This window comes from Nonomuraea sp. NPDC049309 (assembly GCF_043196965.1).
GTDB classification, from domain to species: Bacteria; Actinomycetota; Actinomycetes; order Streptosporangiales; family Streptosporangiaceae; genus Nonomuraea; species Nonomuraea fastidiosa.
The window spans coordinates 204,408-225,587 of the sequence record NZ_JBICSH010000004.1 but is presented as its reverse complement, the minus strand read 5'-3'; the positions used below and the strand labels follow the sequence as shown (position 1 = coordinate 225,587).

Below are 21,180 nucleotides of genomic sequence, written 5' to 3'. Positions count from 1 at the left end.
GCGGCAGGTTAACGCCGCTGCCTTTCCCGCTTCTCCTGCTTGTCCTGCTTTTCCCGCTTCTGCTGCTTCAGGCAGGCGGCTTCCTTGCGGGCCTCGGCGTAGACGGACCGCTCGCGCTCCAGCCACTCCGGCTGCTCCGCCTTGATCTGCTCGATCTCGGCGGTGGTGAGCGGCTCGGTGATGCCGGCCCTGGCCAGGCCCGAGATGGAGACGCCGAGCTTGGCGGCGACGACCTGCTTGGGGTGCGGGCCGTTGCGGCGCAGCTCGGTGAGCCAGGCGGGCGGCTCCTGCTGCATCGCGTTGAGCTCGTCCCTGGAGACGACGCCCGCGCGGAACTCGGCGGGGGTCGCCGAGAAGAGCACGCCCAGCTTCTTGGCCGCCGTCTCGGGCTTCATCGTCTGGATGCTCTTCGGTTTGGACGAGGTCATGTCGCCAAGCGTAGCCAGTCGGGAGGGGTTCGCTGACATCGGTACGCTGTGGCGGTGACCGATGGTGAGACGTTCCGGCTGGCGTACGCGCCCGGCGTGACCCCCGCGAAGTGGGCCAGGGTGTGGTCCGAGCGGCAGCCCGACGTGCCGATCACGCTGGTCATGGCGCCCACCCCCGAGGTGCTGGCGCTGCTGCGCGAGGGCGGGGCCGACGCCGGGTTCGTCCGGCTGCCGGTCGACCGCGACGGCCTCAATGTCATCCCGCTCTACATCGAGACGACGGTGGTCGTGGTGCCCAAGGACCACGTGGTGACCGCCGCCGACGAGGTGACGCTGGCCGACCTGGCCGACGAGGAGATCTTCCACCCGCTCGACGACGCCCTGGAGTGGACGGAGCCTCCCGGCCTGCCCGCCTTCACCCGCCCGGACACCACGGCCGAGACGATCCCGCTGGTGGCCTCCGGCGCCGGGCTCGTGCTCGTCCCCCAGTCCCTGGCCCGCCTCTACCACCGCAGAGACCTCACGTACCGGCCGGTGACGGACGCGCCGCAGTCGCAGATCGGGCTCGCCTGGCTCGCCGACGCGACCACGGACCTGATGGAGGACTTCATCGGCGTCGTCCGCGGCCGCACCGTCAACAGCCACCGCGGCCGCACCCCCGCCGCCACCGCACCGGCGGAGAAGTCCCGCAAGCCGAAAAAGCCCGCCCAGAAGACCGCCGCCCGCCGCACCTCTCCCCCGCGCAACCGCAGGGGCCGGCGCCGTTAGCGCCCTTCGGGCTGATCTTGCGCGACCGCGAGGCGCGCCGCCGCCTAGACCGGCCTGCCGTGTTCGAGATAGGCGGTCTCGCCGCGCTCGTACGCGGTGACGGCGGCCTTGAGCCGGAGGGCGAGCCGTTCGACGAGCAGCTCGTCGAGCTCCTCGACGGGGTGGAACGCGTACGCGCTCAGCTCGCCGTCCGCGAACGTGATCCGCCCGAGCAGTTCGTCGCTCAGCACGCCGCCGTCGAACACGAACAGCACCTTGTCGCCGTCCCTGGAGTCGGGCGCCCAGTCGGCGACGAGAAGGCGCCCGATGGCCGGCCGGATGCCCAGCTCCTCCCGTACCTCCCTGACGCACGCCTCGTGCGGGGTCTCTCCCTGCTCGACGTACCCGCCCGGAATGTCCAGAGAGGACTTGTACGTAGGCGTGACCAGCAGCAACCGGCCGACGTCGTCGAAGAACAGCGCTCCCGCGGCAGCGCGAGCCTGGGCTCTCTGATCATCCACACCACGACCTTACGGCCCGAGACGGCCCGCCTCCCGGAGGCGAGGCTTGGCGTCGCGCCCTGTCGCGGCACCATGGTCGCCATGCCGAAGCTGATCGACCCCGACCCCGCGTTGCCGCCGTCCTTCCGGGACGCGGTGGCGGAGTTCCGCGCCGACCGCGACTTCCCCGTGCCGTGGTTCGTCGAGGACGTCGATCCCGGCGCTCTGACGAGCCCTGCGGCCTTCCGGGCGCACGTCACGCGGCTCCTCGGCGAGCGCACCGAGGAGGCGGGAGCAGCACGGAACGTACCGGACGGCATGGGCCCGGGACCGGGCGGCGGCACCGGCGGCCTGACGCCATGAGACAAGGGCAGGACCCATGTCAGCGATCTCGCAAGGCGAGCAGCTCGGAGACCGTGACGAAGCGGTATCCGTCCTCGCGGAGACCGGTGATCACGCCCTTGATGGCGTCGCGGGTGTTCCTCCCGCCGGCGTACCAGGGGTGGAGCAAGATGATCGATCCCGGCCTGACCTCCTTGCGTACGGCCGTGACGATCTCGGCTGCGGTCGGCGTCTTGCCCGAGTCCGGCTCCACGTCCCACATCAACGTCCGCCTCTGGTCACCTGCCAGATAGAGCGGCAGCACCAGCAATTTCTTGCCCGTCGGCGGGCGGAACAGGATCTCGCCGCGCTGCCCGGCCCTCCGGATGGCCGCATCGGTGCGTTCGATTTCACTCGCCACGGTGGCGGGGGAGACGAAGACCATGCGCCGATGGTTGTAGGTGTGATTGGCGAGCTGGTGGCCCGCGGCGACCAGCGCCTGCGCGTCCTGCGGCCGGGCCTCGACCTGAGAGCCGACGACGAAGAACGTCGCGCGAACGCGCTGCTCGGCGAGAACTTCGATGATCTCGGCTGCGTGCTCGTCAGGGCCGTCGTCGAAGGTCAAGGCGACGACCTTCTCACCGGTCGCCACGCGGTGGGTCAGCTCTCCCGCCAGCTGGAACGTCCGGGCGTTCATCAGCTCGTACAGGCCCATCGACCCGAGGAGGAGGACGGCGAGAAGGGCCGCGAGAAGCCTGAGCCATCTTCTCCGCCCGGTCGTTCCGGCTGTGCTCATGGCCGATCATGGAACCACAATTCAGGCGGCTCCGGCGAAAGCGCGGGCATCAAGCCCGTGATCACGCGCAGCGCGTCCCTCAAAGGACATGTCGATGACCACGAGCGACGCCGAGACACAAGGGCACGCTCATACCACAAAGCCCCGTTTCCTCAAGTGGAGACGGGGCTGATGTCGCCAGGTGGGCGGTACTGGGTTCGAACCAGTGACCCCTCGCTTGTAAGGCGAGTGCTCTACCGCTGAGCTAACCGCCCCTGATCGGCACTACACCTTACGACACCAACGGGCCCGATCGCACATCCACCACCCACCCGGGTCCCAGCTCGGGGCGGCCGGCGGCGCGCCAGCCGAGGAGGGCGGCGCCGAGCATGCCCGCGTCGACGCCGAGCGCGGCGGGTACGAGCGGGGGCGCCTCGCGGAAGGCCAGGCGCTTGACCAGACGCGTGCGTACGGGATCGAACAGGGCCGGACCGGCCTCGGCGAGGCCGCCGCCCAGGATGATGAGGGACGGGTCCAGGAGCAGCGTGTACGTGGCCAGCGCCAGCGACAGCGCCTCCACGGCCTCGTCCCAGACCTCGATGGCGATGGGGTCGTCGGAGGAGACCACCTGCTCGGCCTTGACGCCCTCGACCCCGGCCCGCTGGCTGTAGCGGCGTCCGACGGAGGCCGCCGACGCGTACGTCTCCAGGCAGCCGAACTGCCCGCACGCGCACTGTTCGCCGTCGGGGAAGACGGGGGTGTGGCCGATCTCGCCCGCCCAGCCGGCGGCGCCGCCGTACGCCTCGCCGCGGATGATCGAGGCGCCGGCGATACCGGTGCCGATGGGAAGGAAGAGGAAGTCCGACACGCCACGGCCCGCGCCGAGGATGCTCTCCGCCAGGCCACCGGTGCGGACGTCGTGCCCGAGCATGACCGGGATGTCCAGGGTGGTGAAGTCCGTGGCGGGGACGTCGCGCCATCCGAGGTTCGCCGCGTACACGGCCGTGTCCTCGGTCACCAGCCCGGGTACGGCCAGCCCGACGCCGGCGGGGATGCCGTCGCCCGAGGCGGCCAGATGGCTGATGAAGTCGGAGATCGCGGCCACGACCGCCTCCGGCCCCTCGGTCCGAGGGGTGGGGCGCCGCTCGCTCAGCAGCACCGCGCCGGACTCGCTGACCAGGCCGCCCTTCATGGACGTGCCACCGACGTCAAGCGCGACGACGAACGAACTCATTGCGGACACGGAAGGAGACGATAGCGCAGCTCAGCAAATGTCTGGAAAGGGTGTCCAGCCCCAGAGACAAGATCGGCGAGATCGGCAGGTGAACGGGGATGCCGACCGGCGTCCCCGTGGCTCAACTGCACGTACATGCCGCAGGGCCCAAACCATCACAGAGCCCCGCGAACCGCCGTGAGGTCCGGGAAGCCGAACGGACACGCCGAGGACCGGACAGGGCCTTCTAGGCGCGCCCGAGTACCCGGTTGAGCGCCGCCTCCACCTCGGCCGACAGACCGGGCGGCGCGGCGACGGCGGCCGGGTCGATGGGGCGGGCGGACGATCGGGCCATCCACACGGCCCCGCAGCCCCTGCACTCGACCTCGCCCAGCCGGCAGAACAGCGCCGTGGAGCCGCACGTCGTGCAGGAGTCGAGATCGAGGTCGTGCAGCCGCTGACAGTCCGGGCAGATGAGCACCTGGGAGTCGTTGCGCACCCCGCGCTGCCACGGGCTGGCTCCGCGCACCGGGTCCGTCTGCCGGGCCCCGCACCGGAAGCAGGGCATCGTGTCCTCCGAAGTCGGCGATGTCCTCAAACGGTCTTCTGAACGTCAAGCGATGTCGGCGAGCGCCTTGACATAGTCGGCGATGTCACGCGCCTCGGAGATCGGATTGACCACCGACCACCGGATCACGCCCTCACCGTCGATGATGAAGGTCCCCCGGCGGGCGACGCCCTTCTCCTCATCGAAGACACCGTACGCCTGGGCGACCCGTCCATGTGGCCAGAAATCAGAGAGCAAGGGGAACGTGTAGCCCTCGCGATCAGCCCACGCGCGGAGAGCGAAGACCGAGTCGACGGACACGGTCAGCAACCGCGCGCCCTCGATGGGCTGATCGCGCAGAGCGGACAGTTCGCTGCCGCAGATCCCGCTGAACGCCAGCGGGTAGAAGACCAGCACGACCTTCTCGCCCCGGAACCGTCGCAGGCTCACGGGGGTGCCGTGCTGGTCCTGTAGCTCGAAATCAGGAGCTTGGGCGCCGACCTCGGCAGGATGTGCGTTCACAGGTCCATCCTGCCGTACGGCAGGCGCTCCGGCCCCTACCGGCGGCTGCCCTTCGGCGGGACGAGCCTGGTCCCGGACCAGTCGGCCGCGGCGGAGATGCTGCTGGTCTGCGAGAGACCCGCGGTGGCGGCATCCTCGCCGATGTCGCTCGGCTCCACGTGGCCTTCGCGCCCGGCCTTGGGAGTCAGCAGCCAGATCTGGCCACCGTCGGCGAGTGCTCGCATGGCGTTGGTCAGAGCGTCGAAGAGGTCGCCGTCACCGTCACGCCACCACAGCAGCACCACGTCGACGACTTCATCAGCGTCCTCATCCAGCAGCTCGTTGCCGGTCAGGTCTTCGATGGATTCGCGAAGCTCGTCGTCGACGTCCTCGTCCCAACCGATCTCCTGCACCACCTGACCCGGCTTGAGGCCGAGCCGTTCGGCCAGGCCGCGCTCGCCCTGCGCCTGACCCGCGGTCGCGCTCACGTTTATCCCTCCTGCTTGAGTGGCCCCGCTTATGCGGTTTATCGCTTCGGCACAGTCCACACGCTGTGACCCTCAGTCGTCAACGGTCGCCACGGGTACGGCCCTGGTCGGCCAGAATCAATCAGACAAAAACGACAGGCGAACCTGGCGTTGCGGGTTGTCGACGTTCAAGTCGATCAAGGCGACCGACTGCCACGTCCCGAGCGCCATCCGCCCGCCCAGCACGGGGATCGTGGCGTACGGCGGGATCAGCGCCGGCATGACGTGCGACCGGCCGTGACCTCGCGAGCCGTGGGCGTGCCGCCAGCGATCGTCGGCGGGCAGCAGATCGCGCAGGGCGGCCAGCAGGTCGTCGTCGCTGCCCGAACCCAGCTCGAGCAGCGCGACCCCGGCCGTGGCGTGGGGCACGAACACGTGCAGCAACCCGTCGCCGCCCTGAGCCCGCACGAAATCGGCGCATTGGGCCGTGATGTCGTGCACCGTCTCCCGGGAACCGGTGGCCACAGCGATGATTTCAGATCTCACGCGGAGAAATCTTACTGAGGCACCACCACGGCATCGGGCCCCGGAATCACGATCCCGGTGTGGCCATCGTCGAAGGCCACGACGTACGGGGGCGCCCCGTCCGGCCCCCGGACCTCCGTGATTACGCCGCCCCTGTCGAATTCACCAACCGTATTGCCGTGTACCAGGAGGCGATCACCAACCGTCGCGAACATACCTCTCACATTGGTCCATGGAGTGGCGGATGAAAAGCGAGATTCCTAAGTTTTGCCCCTTCTGGAGGGCGATGGAAAAACATGACTGAATTGTTACGGTAGCGGGGCGTAGGCCTTGGGCCCCTCGCCGCCGACAGGGCGCGATGTGGGTACGGAGATGCGCCCCAGACCTGCACCAGGCCGGACCTGGGCCGAGCCGATCATCTGGCGCGATGCTCGGCCGCCAGGCGCGACCACCGGGTGCGGTCGTGAGCACGGTCGCCCGGCGCTGCGCTCGGGCAGGGCAGGCCCCGGATCTGGCAGACCAGGCGTTGCCCGAGCCGGCACCGTGTCGCCGGAGCGGGCTGTGTCGCCCGGGTCAGGGCCGTGCCGCCCGAGCCGGTGCCGCGGTGCATGGGCCGGGGCCGTGTCGCCTCTGGTCGGGGCCGAGCTCCCCGAACCGGAGTGGCGCTGCGCGAACCGAAAGGGCGCTGCTCGAAGCGGAGTGGCGCTGCGGGGCCGCACGTACTACCAGGAGGCGCTCCTCGGCCGCCTCTTCCAAGGGGCTTCGGAGGTCTCCTTAATAAAGAGGTCTCCTTACAAGTCGCCTCACTCCCGGCAAGGGTGCCGGCAGCGGCATTGTCCGGTTTCGGCGGTGGTCGGCCCTGCGCTCGGCTGCTCGGGCGCCGCGCCGGCCGAGCTCCGGGCCCCCACCCACACAGGCCCGCACACAGGCGGGCTACGTCCCGTCGGGTGCGGTGGAAGCGGCCCTCATCGACGCGGCGCCTTCCACAGGGAGGGGCGGTGGCAGGCGCCGAACCGCGCGGACGGTGGGGTCACCCGCCGGCCGAGCGGGCGCCGAACTGACCGAGTGACGGGCCGACCAGGCGGGTGGACGAGGCCGGGCGAGCGGGCGTCGAGGCGGGCGAGCGGCGGGGTGGACGGGAGGTAGGGCGGGATTGTGCCGTTCGGGAGGGAGGGGTTGTGGCGGGTCGTTCCGCTAAAGCGCAACAAACCGGGGGTTCGCCGCACAAAAGCCGGAGGTCTGCGGCGTAAGGGCCGGTCAGGGGTCGGCGTCTTAAAGCATCACGGAGCGCCAAGGCGAGCCGGGCGGATAGACTCGCCCGCTCACGCGTGAGAACCCCCCTGAGGGGGAGGGGTAAGACTACGGAGGAGACATCGCACAAGCAGCCAGGATTCGAGCGAAATTTCGTGAGTTTTCTGGTCTTGTTAAATTGCTTGCGACATGTAACCTTTGGTGGCGATTCGTCCTACCATCGGTGGTCTAGGCCATCAGGGGCTGCCCTGCCAGCAGGGACACTCTGGTTACTTGCTAGTAGAGATGCGTTTTCTCCGGCTAGCGACCAGGATGGAAGGCGACCCAGACCAGACATCAGTCCATCTCGGAAGGCGAGACCCAGTGGCTTCCGGACGCCAGCGATTCTCGATCATCAGCGACGGCCTACCCAGCCAGCTGCCTGATGTCGATCCCAGCGAGACCAACGAGTGGCTCGAGTCTCTCGACAGCGTCGTCAAGACCGAAGGCCGCACCAGAGCCCGCTATCTCATGCTGCGCATGCTGGAGCGGGCCCGCGAGCACCAGGTCGGCGTGCCGGGCCTGCGCAGCACCGACTACATCAACACGATCCCGCCGGAGCGCGAGCCCTGGTTCCCGGGTGACGAGCACATCGAGCGCCGCATCCGCGCCTACATCCGCTGGAACGCCGCCGTCATGGTGTCCAGGGCCAACGCCCGCACCAACGTCGGCGGCCACATCGCCACGTACGCATCCGCCGCGTCCCTCTATGAGGTCGGCTTCAACCACTTCTTCCGCGGCAAGGACCACGGCGAGTCCGGCGACCAGGTCTTCTTCCAAGGTCACGCGGCCCCCGGCATCTACGCGCGCGCCTTCCTCGAGGGCCGGCTCAACGAGGCCCAGCTCGACGCGTTCCGCCAGGAGCTGTCGCACGGCTTCCACGGGCTGCCCTCCTACCCGCACCCGCGGCTGATGCCCGACTTCTGGGAGTTCCCCACGGTCTCCATGGGCCTCGGCCCGATCGCGGCGATCTACCAGGCGCGCTTCAACCGCTACCTGCTCAACCGCCAGATCAAGGACACCAGCCGCAGCCACGTCTGGGCCTTCCTCGGCGACGGCGAGATGGACGAGCCCGAGTCGCTGGGCGCGATCGGCCTGGCGGCGCGCGAGGAGCTCGACAACCTCACGTTCGTCATCAACTGCAACCTCCAGCGGCTGGACGGCCCGGTACGCGGCAACGGCAAGATCATCCAGGAGCTGGAGGCGTTCTTCCGCGGCGCCGGCTGGAACGTGATCAAGGTCGTGTGGGGCCGCGACTGGGACCCGCTGCTCGCGGCCGACGTGGACGGCGTACTGGTCAACCAGATGAACACCACGCCCGACGGCCAGTTCCAGACGTACTCCGTCGAGTCGGGCGCCTACATCCGCGAGCACTTCTTCGGCTCCGACCCGCGCCTGCGCAAGATGGTCGAGCACCTGTCCGACGACGACATCCGCAAGCTGTCGCGCGGCGGCCACGACTACCGCAAGGTCTACGCCGCGTTCAAGGCGGCCCGCGAGCACGTCGGCCAGCCGACGGTGATCCTCGCCCAGACCATCAAGGGCTGGACGCTGGGCAAGGACTTCGAGGCGCGCAACGCCACCCACCAGATGAAGAAGCTCACCAAGGCCGAGCTGAAGGAGTTCAGGGACCGGCTCTACCTGCCGATCCCCGACTCGGCCCTGGAGGCGGACCTGCCGCCGTACTTCCACCCGGGCGAGAACGACCCCGAGATCCAGTACATGAAGGAGCGCCGCGCGGCGCTCGGCGGCGTGCTGCCCAAGCGGGTGGTCCGCGCCAAGCCGGTCAAGCTGCCCGGCGACGACGTCTACTCCACCTTCCAGAAGGGTTCGGGCAAGCAGCAGGTCGCCACCACGATGGCGTTCGTACGGCTGCTGAAGGACCTCATGCGCGACAAGGAGATCGGCCACCGGTTCGTGCCGATCATCCCCGACGAGGCCCGGACCTTCGGCATGGACGCCATGTTCCCGACGGCGAAGATCTACTCGCCGCACGGGCAGACGTACGAGGCGGTGGACCGCGAGCTGCTGCTGTCGTACAAGGAGGCCGTGCAGGGCCAGATCCTGCACGAGGGCATCAGCGAGTCGGGCTCGATGGCCTCGGCGATCGCGGCCGGCACCTCCTACGCCACGCACGGCGAGCACATGATCCCGGTCTACATCTTCTACTCGATGTTCGGCTGGCAGCGCACCGGCGACATGATGTGGCAGATGGGCGACCAGATGGGCCGCGGCTTCCTGCTGGGCGCCACCGCGGGCCGCACCACGCTCAACGGCGAGGGCCTGCAGCACGAGGACGGCCACTCGCCGCTGCTCGCCTCGACCAACCCGGCGGCCGTCATCTACGACCCGTCGTGGGCGTTCGAGCTGGCCCACATCGTCAAGGACGGCCTGCGGCGGATGTACGGCGACCAGCCGGAGGACATCTTCTACTACCTGACCGTCTACAACGAGCCCTACCTGCAGCCCGCCCAGCCGCCGGGCATCGACGTGCAGGGCCTGCTCAAGGGCCTGTACAAGTTCGCCGACGGCCCGCAGACCGAGGGCCCCAAGGCCAACATCCTGGCCTCCGGCGTGGCCGGCCCGTGGGCGATGGAGGCGCAGCGGCTGCTCGCCGAGGACTGGGGCGTGTCGGCCGCGGTGTGGTCGGCGACGTCGTGGTCGGAGCTGCGCCGCGAGGCGCTCAGGTGCGACGAGCACAACCTGCTCAACCCCGACGCCGAGCGCCGCGTCCCCTACGTCACGCAGGTGCTGTCGCAGGCGCAGGGCCCGTTCGTGGGCGTCAGCGACTACATGAAGGCCGTGCCGGACCAGATCGCGCAATGGGTCCCGGGCGACTGGACCTCGCTGGGCACCGACGGGTTCGGCCTGTCCGACACGCGCTCGGCGCTGCGCCGGCACTTCCACGTCGACGCCGCCTCGATCACGCTGGCCGTGCTGAACAGCCTGGTCAAGCGGGGCGAGCTCGACGGTGAGGTGCTGCGCGAGGCCATCGCCCGCTACCACCTCAAGAACGGCGTCACCGAGGCGGGCGGCGCGGAGAGCAACGACACCCAGTCGATGGGCGTCTGAGCCGTCCCGCGTCCGGCGCTCCCGTGAGACATGATTCGCGGGAGCGCCGTCATCTTCTGCCGTCCGCCCGTCGGGCGGGTGAGGCGGCACGTTCAGGAGGGGTGCGTGCCGCCTCACCCGCCATTGGTGCAGGTTGCCGTATTGTGGGCACTACTTCCCCCTGAAGAGATGTGAGGGGAAGTTTCGTCATGCGTCGCGTTATCGCCGCCGCCCTGGTCCTGGCGGCCGCAGGTTGCTCCACCGTGCCGGCCCAGCCAGCCTCCGAGGTTCGTGACGGGTCCAGCCCCGCGCCCGCCGCCGGGTCCGGCTCGATCGCCTGGGGTCCGTGCACCGACATCAAACGTCCCGACGGCGAACCTCCCGCCGCCCAGGACAAGTCCGTACGGTGCGGCAAGCTCGCGGTGCCCCTCGACTACGCCAAGCCCGACGGCGAGAAGATCGAGCTGGCCTTGATCAAGCTGCCCGCCACGGGCAAGAAGAAGCTGGGCTCGATGGTGTTCAACTTCGGCGGGCCGGGGGCGTCCGGCGTGGACACCCTCGACCAGGCCGCCAAGGCGCTGACCGCGCTGCGCGCCCACTACGACCTGGTCAGCTTCGACCCGCGCGGCGTCGAGCGCAGCTCGGGCGTGCGCTGCGGCGACGGCGCCGAGATGGACCGGTTCACCGCGCTCGACACGCTACCCGCGAACGACGAGACCCGCCGGGCGACCGACGCGGCCAACAAGGAGTTCGCCGCGCTCTGCCAGCAGCACTCCGGCAAGATCCTGCCGTACGTCGGCACCGTGAACGCCGCCCGCGACATGGACCGCATCCGCGAGGCGGTGGGCGACCCGAAGCTCAACTACGTCGGCATGTCGTACGGCACCCAGCTCGGCGGCGTCTACGCCACGCTGTTCCCCAAGAACGTCGGCCGCATGGTGCTGGACGCGCCGCTCGACCCGACGGTCACGTTCGAGGAGCGCACCATCGCCCAGACGCGCGGCTTCCAGAAGGCGTACGAGAGCTTCCTGAAGGCGTGCGTGGCCGAGGGCAACTGCGAGGTCGGCAAGACCGAGGCCGAGGCCGACGCCAACGTCACCCGGCTGATGAACCAGCTCACCACCAAGCCGCTGCAGGTGGGCGGCCGCGCGCTCACCCAGGGCCTGGCCTCCACCGGCGTGGCCGCCGCGCTCTACTCGGAGCTGACCTGGCCGTTCCTGGAGCGGGCGCTGAGCGAGGCGCTCAAGGGGCGCGGCGACGCGCTGCTCTACCTCGCCGACTCCTACACCGGACGCGACCCGAACGGCGAGTACTCCACGCAGATGACCAGCTTCCCCGCCATCACCTGCGTCGACACCGCGGAACGACCCGACGAGGCGACGCTGCGGCGCACCGAGGCGGCGGCGCTGAAGATCTCGCCGCTGTTCGGCAGCGAAGGCTCGGGCGGGCTCTGCTCGATCTGGCCGGTCGAGGGCAGCGACGAGGCGCGGCATGTGGACGCCACCGGCTCCGCGCCCATCCTGGTGGTGGGCGGCAAGGGCGACCCGGCCACGCCGTACGAGTGGGCGCCGAAGCTGACGGCCCAGCTCAAGACCGCGACGCTGGTGACGTACGAGGGCGAGGGTCACGGGGCGTACCTGTCGGGCAGCAAGTGCGTGCAGGGTCTGGTGGACGCGTACCTGATCGAGGGCAAGATGCCGCAGGAGGGCACGACCTGCCCGGCCGCCTAATGTAGGTGCGGTGACTGATTACCTCGCTCAGATCGAGGCCGAGACGGCCAGGCTGGCGGCGCTGGCGGACGACCTGACGGTGCCGGTGCCGACCTGCCCCGGCTGGACGGTCGGCGACGTGGTCACCCACGTCGGGCAGATGCACCGCTGGACGGTGCACGTGCTGCGCAACCAGGTGCAGGAGCGGATCTGGTCGTTCCAGGTGCCCGCCGGGCTGCCGGAGGGCGCCCACGGCGACGCGGCGTGGCTGGCGGCCGGAGCCGCCGAGATGCTGGAGACGCTGCGCGCCACCGACCCGTCGATGGCCGTGTGGACGTGGGGCCCGGACAAGCGGGCCTCATGGTGGCCGCGCCGGATGTTCTTCGAGCTGCTGGTGCACCGGGCGGACGTCGAGCTCGCGCTCGGCGTGGAGCCGGAGTTCCCGGCGGAGACCGCGATCGACGGCATCGAGGAGCTCCTGCACAACCTGCCGGAGGCCCGCTGGGTCACCAAAGCGCTGGCCGAGCTCGACGCGGAGGGGGCCACGATCCACCTCCACGCGAGCGACGCCGACGGCGAGTGGACCATCACGCAGGGCCCCGCCGGGAAGATCACGTGGGAGCGCGGGCACGCCAAGGGCGACGTGGCCCTGCGCGGGCCGGTCCGCGATCTGCTGCTCGTGCTCTACAACCGCCGCTCCCCCGACGCGCTCACCGTGCACGGCGACCGCGCCCTCCTCGGCCGCTGGCTGTCGGCCGCCGGCCTGTAGGACGACCGCCGGCTGCCGGACGCCGTCCTGTAAGGCGACCACCGCCGGACGCCGCCCAGAAGACGGCCCCACGGTGGCCGTGAGCGGTCGCCCGGGGCCGTCCGGTTCGGAGGCCGGCCGGAGACGCCGGGGCGGGGCCCTGGACGCGCCGCCGCTCGGCGATCGGCGGCGTGTCCAGGGCGACGGGTGACCCGCCCCGTGCCGCGGGGCGGCCCGCTCGCCGAGCCGGGATCTTGCGGGGAAGGCGCTTTTCCCCGGCCGGCGAGCGGATGATCACCTGGGATGAAGGTTCATGGACGCCGTCGTCTCCTCGGGGGTGCGGACAGGACCACGATCACCGGCGAAGGCGACAACCCTATGTCGGTGTTTTCGACAATATTCTCGGATAATCAGTCGAGCACGGTGCCGTGGACGACCATCTCGGGCACATCGGTGGCGAAACCCTCCAAAGGCCGGTCGGGGCAGCGCTCTGCGGTGACGGTGGCGGACGCGATGCGGTCGAGGCGGAAGACGCGTACGTCGTCGCGCAGGCGGCACCACCCCACGAGGTACCAGAACCCGCCGCGCCCGCCCAGGAACACCCCGGGCTCGACGTCGCGCGTGGTCAGCGCGCCCTTGGCGTCGGCGTAGTCGAGCCTGAGCACCCGGCGGCGCAGCAGCGCCTCCTCGATGGCCCTGGAGATGCCCTCGCCGCCCAGCGGCCGGATCTCCTCACCCGGCTCCGAGCGCGGCCTGGCGAGCAGCACGCGGCGGGCCAGCTCTCTGGCCAGCTCGCCCTCGGGGCCCGGCATGGCGGCCACCACCTTGCGTAACGCGCTGCGGGCCTGGCGGCCGAACGGCTGGTCGCCCGCCCTGCTGAGCGCCACCGCGATGGCGACGGCCTCGGCGGGCGTGAAGTTGAGCGGGGGAAGCGACACCTTCCTGTCGATGGCGTAGCCGCCCTTGCGGCCAGGCTCGGCGTAGATCGGCACGCCCGACTCCTGCAGCGCGGTGATGTCGCGCTCGATCGTGCGCACGCTCACCTCGAACCGCTCGGCCAGCTCGCGGGCCGAGCGGCAGCGGGGCGCGATGGCGCGCAGCTCTTCGACGAGCGCGTAGAGCCGGTCGGTACGGTTCACAGCCGGAACGCTACGCGCCACCACCGACAATCGCGTGCCTCGCGGCGGCCTCGCGACGCCCGGATAACCCCGCCGCCATAGAGTTCTCACGCCACCGCCACCGCCAGCGCACCCCGCAACCGCCGGAACGCCTCCGTCCCGCCAGAGCACCCGCCACCCCCGAAGCGCCACCGCTACGCCGGAACGTCTCCGTCCCACCGGAGCACCCCGCCCACCCCTGAAGCACCTCCGTCTCGTCGGAGCGCGCCGCCAGAGCCCCCTCCATCGAAGAGGAGCACGGCGCTTCAGGCGAGCGCCGCCCGGCTTCTCCCTCCACGTGACGAGAGGCGGATCTTCCGCGCGAAGGCGCGCCCGGTCCAGCGGGCGAGGCGGCGGCGGAGACGCGCGGCGTGCGCAGGGCGGGCGACCAGGCGCCCGCGGCCGGGAACGGACGGGCCAGGTGCGCGCCCACACCAGGCGAGCCAGGCGCATTCACCGCACCAGGCGAGCCCGGCGCGTCCACCGCACCAGGCCGAGCCGGGCACGTCCACCACACCAGGTGAGCCGAGTGCGCGTTCACCGCGCCGGGCGGTGCGGGTCAGGTGCGGGTCCACTCCAGGAGGCGGTCGAGCGGCCAGGTGTTGATGATGCGCTCCGCCTCGATGCCGCATCTGGCGGCCCGTTCGCAGCCGAAGCGCTGCCAGTCGAGCTGCCCCGGCGCGTGCGCGTCGGAGTCGATCGCGAACAGGCAGCCCATCTCGTACGCCAGCCGCATCAGCCGCTTGGGCGGATCGAGCCGGTCGGGCCGCGAGTTGATCTCGACCGCGACCCCGAACCGGCGGCAGGCCTCGAAGACCAGCTCGGCCTCGAACTCCGACTCGGGCCGCCTGGCCCCGCGCCTGCCGCCGGCCTGGACGATGCGCCCGGTGCAGTGGCCGAGCACGTCCACGCGGGGATCGGCGATGGCGGTGACCATGCGCCGGGTCATGTCGTCGGAGCCCATGCGCAGGTGGGAGTGCACGCTGGCGACCACGACGTCCAGCCGGTCGAGCAGCTCGGGCTTCTGGTCGAGTGAGCCGTCGGGGTTCACGTCCACCTCGATGCCGGTCAGGATCCGAAACGGCGCGAGCCGCTCGTTGAGCGCGGCCACCTCGTCGAGCTGCTGCTCCAGCCGCTCGGCCGAGAGCCCTTTGGCGACGGTGAGGCGCGGCGAGTGGTCGGTCAGCGCCCAGTAGTCGTGCCCGAGCGCCATGGCGGCCCTCGCCATCTCCTCGATCGGCGAGCCGCCGTCCGACCAGTCGGAGTGGCTGTGCAGGTCGCCTTTGAGCGCCGCCCGCAGCCGGGCGGTCTCCTCGTCGAGCTGAACGTCCGCAGTCGCTCGCAATCGCCGCAAATAAGTAGGAACCTGACCATTGACACTTTCGTTGACCACGAGGGCGGTGACCTTCCCGATCCCGGGGAGACCACCGAGCCCGCCGTCGCGGGTGAGACGGGCGAGCTCTTGCGGGGACAGCTCGTCGATCACCGCGGCGGCGCGGCGAAAGGCACGCACGCGGTACGGGGGCTCACCCGCGCGCTCGAGGAGAAAGGCGATCTCGCGCAGGGCCTCGACGGGATCCATGCGTCCAGTCCTACCCAGCAGGGCGAAGACTGGGAGCACCAACTCTGAACAGGGCAAATCTGCCGGGAACCATTGATCGGGGGCAAGGGCCGCCGCTAGTGTGATCGGCTCAGGAAAGCAGGAGTTTCATGCCACAGCCGTCGAAGGCGTCCGAGCAACCGCCACGCAAGTCGTCCAAAGTGATCCCGTTGACCGTTCTCGGCGTCCTGTCGGTGATGGTCGTGGGCTACTGCGCGGCGGTCGACGACGACGAGCAGGTCACGGCCGACTGCATTCTGCTGGAAGGCGACCCGCCACCCGGCTACGGCGACTTCACGGCCACCCCGACGGCCTCCCCCACACCGACGGCCTCCGGTGAGAGCTCCAGCCCGACGCCCTCCCCGACCTCATCGGCGAGCTCCTCCCCCACCCCGACCGACGGCGGGGCGCCGCTCACGGCCAGCCCCGCGAGCTCCGCGTCCGCCGACGGCTACCTGGTCGTGGACGACTCCTACTGCGACGACGACGGGTCCTCGACCCGCTATCGCTACTACGACGACGATGACTACCACGGTGGCCACGGCCGCCCCTACACCGGCTCCCACGGCGCGTACGTCTGGTATTACGGCGGCCGCCGCATCGGCAACCGGGTCATGGACGGCACCACGCTCAAGCCGTCCAACGTGACCATCAACAGCAGGAGCGGCAAGTCGATCCAGCGAGGCGGCTTCGGCGGCCGCGGCTGGGGCACCGGGAGCTGAGCGATGCGCCGCGAGCACTCCGCGCCCAGGGAGGGCTGGGAGAAGATCATCGAGGGCCACGGCCTGGCCTATCACCGCGCCGCCCACCCGGCCGGGCTGAGCCGCCCGTACTGGGACGAGTCCGTGCACTACGTCTTCTCCATGGACGAGGTCGAAGAGCTGGAGAGCCAGGTCGAGGAGCTGCACCAGATGTGCCTCCAGGCCGCCGACCACGTGGTCGCCACCGGCCGCTTCGCCGACTTCGCCATCCCCGAGTGGGCCTGGGAGGCGGTCGCCCGCTCGTGGGAGCGCCGCGACGACCACCTGTACGCCCGCTTCGACCTGCGCTACGACGGCACCGGCCCGGCCAAGCTGCTGGAGTACAACGCCGACACGCCCACGTCGCTGGTGGAGTCCTCGGTCGTGCAGTGGTTCTGGCTGCAGGACGTCTTCCCCGGCGACGACCAGTGGAACTCGGTGCACGAGCGGCTCATCGACCGCTGGCGCGAGCTGCGCCTGCCGCCCGGCCCCACCCATTTCGCCTTCACCAACGCCGACGAGACCGGCGAGGAGGCCATGACCGTCGCCTACCTGCAGGAGACGGCCGAGCAGGCGGGCATCGAGACCGTGGCCATCGCCATGGAGGACATCGGCTGGGATCCGCTCAACCGCTGCTTCGTGGACGTCGAAGGCCGCGTGATGCGCTCGACGTTCAAGCTGTACCCGTGGGAGTGGATGCTGACCGACGAGTTCGGCCGGCACGCCGTACGCTACGGCACGTGGCTCGAGCCGCTGTGGAAGGTGCTGCTGTCCAACAAGGCGCTGCTGGCCGTGCTGTGGGAGCTCAACCCGGGCCACCCCAACCTGCTGCCCGCCTACCTCGACGGGCCGCGCGAGCTGACCTCGTTCATCTCCAAGCCGCTGCTCGGCAGGGAGGGCGCGTCGATGCGCATCGTGACCCCGGACGGCGTCCAGGAGACGCCCGGCATGTACGGCCGCGAAGGCTACGTGCATCAGGGCTTCGAGCCGCTGCCGGTGTTCGATGGGCAGCGGCCGGTGCTGGGCGCCTGGGTGGTCGCCGACGCGGCGGCCGGGCTCGGCATCAGGGAGACGACCGGTTACATCACCGACGACACCTCCTCCTTCGTCCCGCACCGCATCGCCGGCTGAGCCGACCGAGCTGACTGAGCTGACTGACCTGTCCCGACCCGTGTTCTTTGTTCGAATGGAACTGCAGTGACCCTCCTTGAGAACCTCGCCCGTGGCTCGGGCACCATCGCCGCGTACGCCGCCGTCGGCGTCATCTTGATGATCATCGGCTTCTACGTGATCGACCTGGCCACGCCGGGCAAGCTCAGCCAGGTCATCCGCTCCGAGCGCAACCCCAACGCCACCCTGCTCGCCACCTCCGCGATGATCGCGATCGGCCTCATCGTGGCCGCCTCCATCTGGGCGTCCGGCGGCCTGCTGTCCGAAGGGCTGGCGAGGACGGCGGTGTTCGGCCTGGTCGGCATCGTGGTCCAGACGCTGGCGATGCTGCTGTTCGACAAGGTCGTCGGCGTCTCCGTCCGGGAGCTCGTCAAGGAGCCGGAGCTGCAGCCGGGCGCCCGGCTGCTCGCGACCACGCACGTCGCGATCGGCCTGATCACGGCGGTCGCGGTCATCTGATCCGCCATCCCGCCGCGGCGCGGACCGCCGTTCCGGACATCCGGGGGACCTGGCACTCTAGGAGTCGTGAGAGACCGGACCCGGGAGGACACCACACGAAGGCTCGAGCGCGCCATGGGCGCGCTCGGCACCGCGGCGATGGCGCGCATGGACGAGCAGCTGCCGTGGTTCCGCGCGCTCAGCGCGGAGGACCGCTCGTGGGTGGGGCTGGTGGCCCAGGCCGGCATCGCGGCGTTCGTCGAATGGTTCCAGCACGCCGGCGAGAACCGTCCCACGCCCAGCATCGAGTTCTTCGGTACGGCACCGCGCGAGCTCAAGCGCTCCATCTCGCTCCAGCAGACCGTCGACGTCGTCAGGGTCGTCGTCGAGGTCGTCGAGGCGCGCACCCACGAGCTGGCCGCACCCGGCGGCGAGGACCAGCTCCAGCAGGCGATGCTGCGCTACACGCGCGACGTCGCCTTCGCCGCCGCCCAGGTCTACGCCCGCGAGGCCGAGGCCAGAGGCTCGTGGGACGCCCGGCTCGAAGCGCTGATCGTCGACGCGCTCGTCCGCGGCGAGGTGGACGACGGCCTGCACTCCTGGGCCGCCGCGCTCGGCTGGACCTCCTCCCCCGTGGTGGTCATCGCCGGAAACGCGCCCGACGGCGACCCGCGCGCGGTCATCGACGGCCTGCGCGAGAAGGGCCGGCGCATCGGCATGGACCTGCTGGCCGGGGTCCAGGCCGACCGGCTGATCGTGATCGTGGGCGGGGCGAGCAACGCCAACGACGCCGCCAAGCAGGTCGTGTCCAGGTTCGGGGTGGGCCCCATCGTCATCGGGCCCGAGGTGCCCGACCTGCACGCCGCCGCCAGGTCGGCCAGGGCGGCGCTGGCCGGGCTCAAGGCGTCCTGCGGCTGGCCCGACGCGCCCCGGCCGGTGCACGCCGAGGACCTGCTGGCCGAGCGGGCGCTCGACGGCGACGCCGATGCCAGGCAGCAGCTCATCGAGAACGTCTATCTGCCGCTGGCCGGCACGCCGCTGCTCGACACGCTGGCGACGTACCTGGAGCAGGGTACCTCGCTGGAGGCGACGGCGCGGTTGCTGTTCGTCCACCCCAACACCGTGCGCTACCGCCTCAAGAAGATCACCGAGCTGACCGGTTACCAGCCGACCGAGGGCCGCTCGGCGTTCACTCTGCAGGTGGGTCTCATCCTCGGCAGGCTGTCCGAAAACGCCGAAACATGGCGATCGCTAACGTAATGCCGCCGAAACTCCCACTGTAGGGAACCTACAAATCACCCCGGACAAAGTTCGTACGGATCTCTATCCGCGTGTCGAAGTTCTACAGGGCAAGGTGGTTTTTGTGCTTGTACTCGTCGCCCCGGGCCAAGGTGCCCAGACACCGGGCTTCCTGACTCCCTGGCTCGAGCTGCCCGGCTTCGCCGACCGGCTCGGCGCCTGGTCCGACGTCGTAGAGCTCGACCTGATCGCTTACGGCACCACCGCTGGGGCCGACGAGATCCGCGACACCGCCGTGGCCCAGCCGCTCCTCGTCGCCGCCGCGCTGGCCGCCGCCGAGGTGCTCGGCGCGCGCCCCGACGTGCTGGCGGGCCACAGCGTCGGCGAGTTCGCCGCCGCCGCGCTCGCCGGGGTGCTCACCCCCGAGCAGGCGCTGGCCCTCGTCCGCGAGCGCGCCAAGGCCATGGCCAAGGCGGCCGCCGTCACCGAGACCGGCATGACCGCGGTGCTCGGCGGCGTCGAGTCCGACGTGCTCGCGGCCATCGAAAAGCACGGCCTGACCCCCGCCAACATCAACGGCGCCGGCCAGATCGTGGCGGGCGGCACGCTCGAGCAGCTCGCCGCGTTCAAGGAGGACGCGCCGGCCCGCGCCCGCCTCATCCCGCTGAAGGTGGCGGGAGCGTTCCACACCCACCACATGGCACCGGCGGTCGAGAGCCTGCGCGCCGCGGCCGAGGCCGTCGAGCCCGCCGACCCCGAGGTCACGCTGCTGTCCAACGCCGACGGCCAGGCCGTCGCGAGCGGCGCCGAGTTCCTGCAGAAGCTGGTCAAGCAGGTGAGCAGCCCCGTCAGGTGGGACTCCTGCATGGAGACCATGGCCGCGCTCGGCGTGACCGACATGATCGAGCTGCTGCCCGGCGGCACGCTGACCGGCCTCGCCAAGCGCGGGCTGCGCGGCGTGCGCACCGTGGCGCTGAAGACCCCCGACGACCTCGAAGCGGCCAGGGAGCTGATCCCATGAAGATCCCCGACATCGTTCCCGGCGCCAGGGTGCTGGCCTTCGGCCACTACCAGCCGGCCAACGTCGTCACCAACGACGACCTGGCCAAGACCATGGACACCAACGACGAGTGGATCCAGTCCCGGGTCGGCATCAAGGAGCGCAGGATCGCCTCCCCCGCCGAGACCGTCGAGGACATGGCCACCATCGCCGGCGGCAAGGCGCTCGCGGCCAGCGGCCTGACGCCCGACGACATCGACCTCGTCATCGTGGCGAGCTGCACGATGGAGACCCAGATCCCCAACGCCTCGGCCGTCGTGGCGCACCGCCTGGGCATCACCGCGCCCGGCGCCTTCGACATCAACGCCGCCTGCGCCGGCTTCTGCTACGCGCTCGGCACCGCGAGCGCCGCCGTGCGCGGCGGCTCGGCCAAGCACGTCCTGGTCATCGGCGCCGAGAAGCTGTCGCAGTGGGTCGACTGGACCGACCGCTCCACGGCCGTGATCTTCGCCGACGGCGCCGGCGCGGCGGTCGTCGGCCCGGCCGAGACGCCCGGCATCGGCCCCGTCGTGTGGGGCAGCGCCGGCGACAAGGCCGACGCCATCTACGTCAAAAACCGCAACGAGAGCCTCCACCAGGAGGGCCAGACCGTCTTCCGGTGGGCCACCACCGCCCTGCACCCGGTGGCGCTCGAGGCCTGCCGGCGCGCCGGCGTCGATCCGTCGGAGCTCGCCGCGTTCGTGCCTCACCAGGCCAACCTGCGCATCGTCGAGTCGATCGCCCGTAAGCTGGGCGCCGACAAGGCCGTCATCGCCCGCGACATCGTCCACGCCGGCAACACCTCGGCCGCCTCCATCCCGCTCGCGCTCTCGCGCATGCTGGAGCGCGGCGAAGTGCAGTCGGGTGGCCTGGCGCTGGTGCTCGGCTTCGGCGCGGGTCTGACGTACGCCGGACAGGTGATCGAGATCCCCTGACGGGGTCCCGCTCGCCCTTCCAGACTTGTGCGGCATCGCC

Annotated in this window: 22 protein-coding genes and 1 tRNA gene; 11 read left to right on the top strand and 12 right to left on the bottom strand. The window is 70.5% G+C overall.

From position 1 onward, the window contains the following. Positions 1-8: 8 nt before the first annotated feature. Positions 9-428 (bottom strand): DUF5997 family protein, encoded by a 420-nt coding sequence (locus ACGFIM_RS26150; RefSeq protein ID WP_393204666.1) that lies wholly within the window; start codon positions 426-428, stop codon positions 9-11. 54 nt (positions 429-482) lie between these two features. Here ACGFIM_RS26150 and ACGFIM_RS26145 point away from each other — a divergent pair, with 54 nt between their 5' ends. Next, complete coding sequence (locus tag ACGFIM_RS26145; protein ID WP_393204663.1) at positions 483-1,196, top strand: LysR substrate-binding domain-containing protein; 714 nt, start codon at positions 483-485, stop codon at positions 1,194-1,196. A 44-nt stretch (positions 1,197-1,240) separates the two neighbouring features. On the opposite strand, the gene ACGFIM_RS26140 is transcribed toward ACGFIM_RS26145, so the two are convergent. Further along, positions 1,241-1,696 carry an NUDIX domain-containing protein gene (locus ACGFIM_RS26140; RefSeq protein ID WP_393204660.1) on the bottom strand — a complete coding sequence of 152 codons (456 nt, stop codon included), beginning with the start codon at positions 1,694-1,696 and terminating at the stop codon, positions 1,241-1,243. An 81-nt stretch (positions 1,697-1,777) separates the two neighbouring features. On the opposite strand from ACGFIM_RS26140, the gene ACGFIM_RS26135 reads away from it, so the two are divergent. Continuing rightward, positions 1,778-2,038, top strand: a complete 261-nt coding sequence (locus tag ACGFIM_RS26135; protein ID WP_393204657.1) for a hypothetical protein — start codon at positions 1,778-1,780, stop codon at positions 2,036-2,038. 19 nt (positions 2,039-2,057) lie between these two features. On the opposite strand, the gene ACGFIM_RS26130 is transcribed toward ACGFIM_RS26135, so the two are convergent. The 8 genes from ACGFIM_RS26130 to ACGFIM_RS26095 form a co-directional block, all read right to left on the bottom strand. After that, complete coding sequence (locus ACGFIM_RS26130; protein ID WP_393204654.1) at positions 2,058-2,792, bottom strand: polysaccharide deacetylase family protein; 735 nt, start codon at positions 2,790-2,792, stop codon at positions 2,058-2,060. A 182-nt stretch (positions 2,793-2,974) separates the two neighbouring features. Further along, a tRNA-Val gene (locus ACGFIM_RS26125) sits at positions 2,975-3,046 on the bottom strand. Positions 3,047-3,063: 17 nt separating this feature from the next. Further along, complete coding sequence (locus tag ACGFIM_RS26120; protein ID WP_393204651.1) at positions 3,064-4,005, bottom strand: ROK family protein; 942 nt, start codon at positions 4,003-4,005, stop codon at positions 3,064-3,066. A gap of 226 nt (positions 4,006-4,231) precedes the next feature. Then, complete coding sequence (locus ACGFIM_RS26115; protein WP_393204648.1) at positions 4,232-4,513, bottom strand: hypothetical protein; 282 nt, start codon at positions 4,511-4,513, stop codon at positions 4,232-4,234. A gap of 84 nt (positions 4,514-4,597) precedes the next feature. Further along, positions 4,598-5,053, bottom strand: coding sequence for a peroxiredoxin (locus ACGFIM_RS26110; protein ID WP_393204645.1), 456 nt, complete (start codon positions 5,051-5,053; stop codon positions 4,598-4,600). Between the two features lie 35 nt (positions 5,054-5,088). Further along, positions 5,089-5,520: a DUF3052 domain-containing protein gene (locus ACGFIM_RS26105; RefSeq protein WP_364066875.1), complete on the bottom strand. Its 432-nt coding sequence runs from the start codon at positions 5,518-5,520 to the stop codon at positions 5,089-5,091. 117 nt (positions 5,521-5,637) lie between these two features. Further along, a complete protein-coding gene (locus ACGFIM_RS26100) occupies positions 5,638-6,033 on the bottom strand; it encodes a secondary thiamine-phosphate synthase enzyme YjbQ (RefSeq protein WP_393205887.1) in 396 nt (131 codons plus the stop codon). A gap of 23 nt (positions 6,034-6,056) precedes the next feature. Next, positions 6,057-6,239, bottom strand: coding sequence for a DUF1918 domain-containing protein (locus ACGFIM_RS26095; protein WP_393204642.1), 183 nt, complete (start codon positions 6,237-6,239; stop codon positions 6,057-6,059). Between the two features lie 1,399 nt (positions 6,240-7,638). Here ACGFIM_RS26095 and aceE point away from each other — a divergent pair. The 3 genes from aceE to ACGFIM_RS26080 all read left to right on the top strand — a co-directional run bounded on the left by aceE (position 7,639) and on the right by ACGFIM_RS26080 (position 12,843). After that, positions 7,639-10,386, top strand: coding sequence for a pyruvate dehydrogenase (acetyl-transferring), homodimeric type (aceE, locus tag ACGFIM_RS26090; protein ID WP_393204639.1), 2,748 nt, complete (start codon positions 7,639-7,641; stop codon positions 10,384-10,386). Between the two features lie 188 nt (positions 10,387-10,574). Next, a complete protein-coding gene (locus ACGFIM_RS26085; protein WP_393204636.1) occupies positions 10,575-12,095 on the top strand; it encodes an alpha/beta hydrolase in 1,521 nt (506 codons plus the stop codon). Positions 12,096-12,105: 10 nt separating this feature from the next. After that, positions 12,106-12,843 (top strand): maleylpyruvate isomerase family mycothiol-dependent enzyme, encoded by a 738-nt coding sequence (locus ACGFIM_RS26080; protein WP_393204633.1) that lies wholly within the window; start codon positions 12,106-12,108, stop codon positions 12,841-12,843. Between the two features lie 389 nt (positions 12,844-13,232). Here ACGFIM_RS26080 and ACGFIM_RS26075 read toward each other — a convergent pair whose 3' ends face one another. After that, positions 13,233-13,961: a helix-turn-helix transcriptional regulator gene (locus ACGFIM_RS26075; RefSeq protein WP_393204630.1), complete on the bottom strand. Its 729-nt coding sequence runs from the start codon at positions 13,959-13,961 to the stop codon at positions 13,233-13,235. A gap of 577 nt (positions 13,962-14,538) precedes the next feature. Continuing rightward, positions 14,539-15,561, bottom strand: a complete 1,023-nt coding sequence (locus tag ACGFIM_RS26070; protein WP_393204628.1) for a PHP domain-containing protein — start codon at positions 15,559-15,561, stop codon at positions 14,539-14,541. Positions 15,562-15,689: 128 nt separating this feature from the next. On the opposite strand from ACGFIM_RS26070, the gene ACGFIM_RS26065 reads away from it, so the two are divergent. The 6 genes from ACGFIM_RS26065 to ACGFIM_RS26040 all read left to right on the top strand — a co-directional run bounded on the left by ACGFIM_RS26065 (position 15,690) and on the right by ACGFIM_RS26040 (position 21,140). Next, the gene (locus tag ACGFIM_RS26065) at positions 15,690-16,301 is read left to right on the top strand and encodes a hypothetical protein (RefSeq protein ID WP_393204625.1); all 612 of its coding nucleotides are present in this window, start codon (positions 15,690-15,692) and stop codon (positions 16,299-16,301) included. A 3-nt stretch (positions 16,302-16,304) separates the two neighbouring features. Continuing rightward, positions 16,305-17,450: a glutathionylspermidine synthase family protein gene (locus ACGFIM_RS26060; RefSeq protein ID WP_393204622.1), complete on the top strand. Its 1,146-nt coding sequence runs from the start codon at positions 16,305-16,307 to the stop codon at positions 17,448-17,450. A gap of 66 nt (positions 17,451-17,516) precedes the next feature. Next, positions 17,517-17,948 (top strand): DUF350 domain-containing protein, encoded by a 432-nt coding sequence (locus ACGFIM_RS26055; RefSeq protein WP_393204619.1) that lies wholly within the window; start codon positions 17,517-17,519, stop codon positions 17,946-17,948. Positions 17,949-18,062: 114 nt separating this feature from the next. Beyond that, on the top strand, positions 18,063-19,187 hold the full coding sequence (locus ACGFIM_RS26050; protein WP_393205884.1) for a PucR family transcriptional regulator: 1,125 nt from the start codon (positions 18,063-18,065) through the stop codon (positions 19,185-19,187). A gap of 103 nt (positions 19,188-19,290) precedes the next feature. After that, on the top strand, positions 19,291-20,187 hold the full coding sequence (locus ACGFIM_RS26045; protein WP_393204616.1) for an ACP S-malonyltransferase: 897 nt from the start codon (positions 19,291-19,293) through the stop codon (positions 20,185-20,187). Beyond that, positions 20,184-21,140, top strand: coding sequence for a beta-ketoacyl-ACP synthase III (locus ACGFIM_RS26040; RefSeq protein ID WP_393204613.1), 957 nt, complete (start codon positions 20,184-20,186; stop codon positions 21,138-21,140). The genes ACGFIM_RS26045 and ACGFIM_RS26040 overlap by 4 nt, the downstream gene beginning before the upstream one ends. Positions 21,141-21,180: the final 40 nt, after the last annotated feature.